The following is a 4,664-nucleotide window of genomic DNA, read 5'->3' on the forward strand; positions in this document are numbered from 1 at the left end:
CAAGTAAACGCATCTTCATCTGAATGGTTTTTTGCTGGCTCGCAAGCTTTTTGAAGTCAGTGTTATTAAGGCTATTCATGACTAAATTTCACAATAATTCATCAATCTTAATTAGATCACATTTTTACTTTAATTGGTATAAATCATAGTGTTTCGCACGTCAGTCGAATAACTTACACAAAAGATTTTCCCGCAGCCCACAGCTCTTAGCTCAGGTTTTTCCCAAAACCAACTCATGATTAGGACTACATCATTTCTGATTCCAGCTGTGAGGTGACTCGAGCATGATTTCAAACGTATATAGCTTTAAGTTTAGCATTCAGATACTCGAGCCATACGCGCTGTAGATGTTTCCTTTATTAAGCGAGCGGCTCTCAGTATTAGTTAACAGCCTTTCGGCTACGAAATCTGACTTCTGCTCTATCTGTGAATCTATAGGATACGTGTAATTAGGGCTCTATCATGGAGGCTTCTGCTAAGAGCGCTATAGCCCTTAATGAGTCGACTTAATAGCTCTTGTTATACATTCAGCTTAAACCACTCTCGATAGCATCAAGCGCTTTGTTCGAAGCATTTCAAAGGATGGAAGCGGAGTAGATTCAGCTTGAAAGGTGAGAGTTGTTAGGTTGCGCTCCAAAGTTGTGCTTAAGGGATATATAAGATAAGAAATAAAGCATCCCTCGTATCCGTGCCTACACGTGCAGTGAGGTTCATCCCCCAACTGATTGCGATGTTCTCTGGTTCTAGAGGATGGTATTTTAGGATGTTTACCGGTCTGTCTTCGATTCTGATGTGCTTGTTGACTCGATATGAATTAGTTGTTTGACCACTTAGCTCTGAACATATTGATTTCTTGTTGGTTAGTTCAAGTTATGTTTTGGTTATTGCGACTAAGATGAGCTAGAAGGTCACTACTGTTTGCTTAGTAAGAATAGAAAATCCCCGAAACCATCGGCGGATAGTTTTGTGATTATTTTAAGAGCTGGATAAAGCCTTAAACCTAATGGGTCGAATTATGAAATTGAGTTTTAACTTTGAAGATGCGAGCCAGATCTTTGTGGGATCTTTTGCCTTGGCCGTGCCGATTTCTTTTTCTGAAGAGGCTTGGAAGTTAGGGGAGACTTTACCTACCGCTAATCTATTGCTGCTATTTTTACTGTCTGCGGTGTTCTTAGGCTTCTATACGTATGAGAGTGTCTTTCAAAAAGATGTTGTTGCTCGGTTGCCGGTGTTTATTTTCAGAATAGTTATTGCTTATGTTATGACGGCATTGGTCGTTGCTTTGGTACTGACTTGTCTGGACAAATTACCTCTATTGAGTGACCCAGTTGTATCGATCAAAAGAGTGATCGTTATTTCAATGCCTGCCTCTATGGGCGCTATTGTAGTGGATAGTTTTGATAAAGAGTAATCTGTGTATCAATTTGGATTGAAGTGTCTTACAGAGCTTTTCAGCGCTTACTTGATTCGTTATTTAGCTTTCTTACCTCCAAACTTAGTATTGATTTTTTCAACCGATCTCCTAGTCAATAAAATGAGTAGCAACGTACTGTGACTGACTCTTACGTGAATGTGTCGTTTGTTGTTGGGAGATTTTGAAGAGCATTAAGTAGCGAAGATTTGTAGCTTTGGAAGGATATAAAAACGGTTGGTTTCTGAATTGAATATGGTATTTGAAAGGTGAGGGTAGTTGTATTAATAAGTTAGGATCTTTAGATGCAAAAAAGCCGCATCAATGATGCGGCTTCTTTTAATTGGCTCCCCTTGCAAGACTTGAACTTGCGACATACGGATTAACAGTCCGCCGTTCTACCAACTGAACTAAAGGGGAATTGATTGTTTAGTCTCTAATCAAGAGAATGGTGCCGACTACCGGAATCGAACTGGTGACCTACTGATTACAAGTCAGTTGCTCTACCTACTGAGCTAAGTCGGCATCATGAATCAAAAAGCTTATGCTTGATGATTAACTTGGCTCCCCTTGCAAGACTTGAACTTGCGACATACGGATTAACAGTCCGCCGTTCTACCAACTGAACTAAAGGGGAATTATTCTTAAAGCTTTAAAGAAATGGTGCCGACTACCGGAGTCGAACTGGTGACCTACTGATTACAAGTCAGTTGCTCTACCTACTGAGCTAAGTCGGCACATAATATTCTTTGTGCTTTACTGTTGTTGTCTAAGACACCAACAAATAAATTGTGGTGCCCGGAGGCGGAATCGAACCACCGACACGAGGATTTTCAATCCTCTGCTCTACCGACTGAGCTATCCGGGCGACGAGGTGTATTAAACGTGTTTTCGCGTTCTGGGTCAACATTAAATTGCAAAAAAAGTATCGTTTGATGTTTTTCTATACTTAGTGGGTTGTTTTTGCTCATTTGGGGTGAAAAACCTAGGTCTAGCATGCCCTAAAAGATAGTAAAACTACGGTTAACTACACTGAATGGGCGCCGAAATAAAAAAAGCACGTATGAAAACGTGCTTTTTTATTTGAAAATTTTCTAGGGAGTTTAGTGTTTTACTTCAAACCTATTAACCCAAGCTTCTAATTCGTTGGAAAGAGAGGCAAGAGTTTGGGTGCTGTTATGACTTTCTGTTACGACATTGCTCAGTTGGTTACCGCTCTCTTCGATCATATTGATACGCTTCGATATATCATCGCTCACCTGAGTCTGCTCAGCGGCCGCTGTTGCGATTTGATGACTCATTGATGAAATGGACTCTAATGCGACAACAATCTGTTGTAGTGCTTCAGAGGCGTTTTGAGACTCTGTTACGGTGCTTTCACTGGTCGCGGCACACACTTCCATGGTTTGAATTGCGTTGCGAGATCCCTCTTGAAGGTTATTAATCATTAATTGGATTTCTTTTGTGCTCGATTGTGTTCTGCCTGCAAGGTTACGAACCTCATCTGCTACAACAGCAAATCCACGACCTTGTTCGCCAGCTCGAGCTGCTTCAATGGCTGCATTTAGTGCCAATAGGTTAGTTTGCTCCGCTATATCACCAATCACATCCAATACTTTTGCAATGTTGTTTACATCGTTATCTAGGTTAGCGACAGCTTCGCTTGCTGTGCCTAGTTGGCCTGCTAAGCCTTGAATGTTATCTACTGTGTTGTGAATGAGTTGTTGGGTATGCTGGCTCTGTTTGTCGGCCTCGTCGGTGTTGCGCGCGGTATCGCTAGCTGAAGCAGCTACGTTATTGGCTGAAGAGGCCATCTCGGTCATTGCTGTCGCGATCATCTCTGTTGATTGCTGTTGGGTGTCTGTCAGTTGACCAATTGACCCAGCGCGATCTTCTACGCGCTGCAGTTCGCCTCTTAATGCCAGCATTGAAGCGTCAAGGTTTGATACTAGCTCAGCCAATGACTTACTCATTTGTTGTACGGCGTGATAGATACTGCCGTCAATTGCCTGAGTTTCGAAAGAGGTTTGAATTCGACCTTGTGCTACGGCTTGTACTGCTTCTCGTACGTCTTTAGGTTCGCCGCCAAGAAGCGCTAGCATGCGTTTAATGGATACAATTAGGCTCGCCAGAATAAGACCAGCAATCACGACACAAAGGAATAGCTGCCATTGAGCAGTAGACCAAAAACGAGCGTTAACTTCATTGAACCCGATACCAGTGCCGACAACCCAACCCCAATGTGGCGTTTTCTCTGCAATAGACAGTTTTTCTTCAATCGTTCCATCTGGCAGTTTTTGTGTCCAGGTGTACTCAATGATCTCGCCAGTACGATTACCAAGTACTCTTTGGATTAGCTGCCCAACACTATTGCCGTCGCCATCTTTAAAGTCGTTAAAACTGGTTCCGTGCAGTTGAGGATCTAATGGTGTCGCGATAAACGTCATGTTCTCATCGGCTACGTAAACATATTCATTATCTTTATAGATGTTGTTGCGTAGAAGGCGAGTAGCTAGTTGCTTGGCTTGCTCTTCTTCTAGTGTGCCATCAATCGCCATTTTTTCGACTTCACTAAGAATGCTGTATGCGCTCTTAAACAGCTCTGTTACGCGAGCTTTGTTGTCCATGTTGCTAGCAACTCTTAAGGTCCATAAGCCTGTAGCCGTCAGTGCTAGCAGGGCGATCAAGATGATGCCCGATAATAAGTAAGCTTGCGTTTTTAGTTTCATATTTCCCCGCGCAGCGATTCAATAATTAGTATTAGGTATAATTCATCGAATCTTAATCTAAGTGGTGTAAGGCAGATATTAGAAAGACATCAAAGTATGATAGGGATTAAATTTTCGAAGAAAAAAAAGTAACAGGACTTGGTTCTATTTGTTTTAATGTGAATATTAGCGGGTCATGAACTTTATAAGGCGTTGGTTCTGTTGTAGTGGATATGCTTTATAGAACTTAGAATCAACTGCTGTAGTAAGAGTACTAAAAGGAGATAACTCAATTTATCGAGACTGATTAAGAGTTAGTGAGGAGCTGATGTGTATATTGAATAGAGTTTGTTTTTGTTCAAACGAAAAAAAGCCAAGTCTTTCGACTTGGCTTTCTTGAATGTGGCTCCCCTTGCAAGACTTGAACTTGCGACATACGGATTAACAGTCCGCCGTTCTACCAACTGAACTAAAGGGGAATTATTTGTGTCAACATCAGGTCTATAAAGACCATTATTTGTTAAGCACCAAATAATGGTGCCTCG

2 protein-coding genes and 6 tRNA genes are annotated in these 4,664 nt (G+C 41.7%); 1 reads left to right on the top strand and 7 read right to left on the bottom strand.

Annotation, left to right across the window (positions count from 1 at the left end; genetic code table 11):
• Positions 1-1,015: 1,015 nt before the first annotated feature.
• Positions 1,016-1,411 carry a DUF2391 family protein gene (locus AB4329_RS22205; protein WP_017060180.1) on the top strand — a complete coding sequence of 132 codons (396 nt, stop codon included), beginning with the start codon at positions 1,016-1,018 and terminating at the stop codon, positions 1,409-1,411.
• A 344-nt stretch (positions 1,412-1,755) separates the two neighbouring features.
• On the opposite strand, the gene AB4329_RS22210 is transcribed toward AB4329_RS22205, so the two are convergent.
• From AB4329_RS22210 to AB4329_RS22240, 7 genes are all read right to left on the bottom strand, one after another.
• Positions 1,756-1,831, bottom strand: a tRNA-Asn gene (locus tag AB4329_RS22210).
• A 29-nt stretch (positions 1,832-1,860) separates the two neighbouring features.
• Positions 1,861-1,936, bottom strand: a tRNA-Thr gene (locus tag AB4329_RS22215).
• A gap of 36 nt (positions 1,937-1,972) precedes the next feature.
• Positions 1,973-2,048 (bottom strand) — tRNA-Asn (locus AB4329_RS22220).
• Between the two features lie 24 nt (positions 2,049-2,072).
• Positions 2,073-2,148: transfer RNA gene (locus AB4329_RS22225), tRNA-Thr, on the bottom strand.
• 55 nt (positions 2,149-2,203) lie between these two features.
• Positions 2,204-2,279 (bottom strand) — tRNA-Phe (locus tag AB4329_RS22230).
• A 235-nt stretch (positions 2,280-2,514) separates the two neighbouring features.
• Positions 2,515-4,140: a methyl-accepting chemotaxis protein gene (locus AB4329_RS22235; protein WP_372139300.1), complete on the bottom strand. Its 1,626-nt coding sequence runs from the start codon at positions 4,138-4,140 to the stop codon at positions 2,515-2,517.
• A gap of 382 nt (positions 4,141-4,522) precedes the next feature.
• Positions 4,523-4,598: transfer RNA gene (locus AB4329_RS22240), tRNA-Asn, on the bottom strand.
• Between the last annotated feature and the right edge of the window lie 66 nt (positions 4,599-4,664).

The organism is Vibrio sp. 10N.261.54.A5, assembly GCF_041471145.1.
GTDB lineage: Bacteria > Pseudomonadota > Gammaproteobacteria > Enterobacterales > Vibrionaceae > Vibrio > Vibrio crassostreae_C.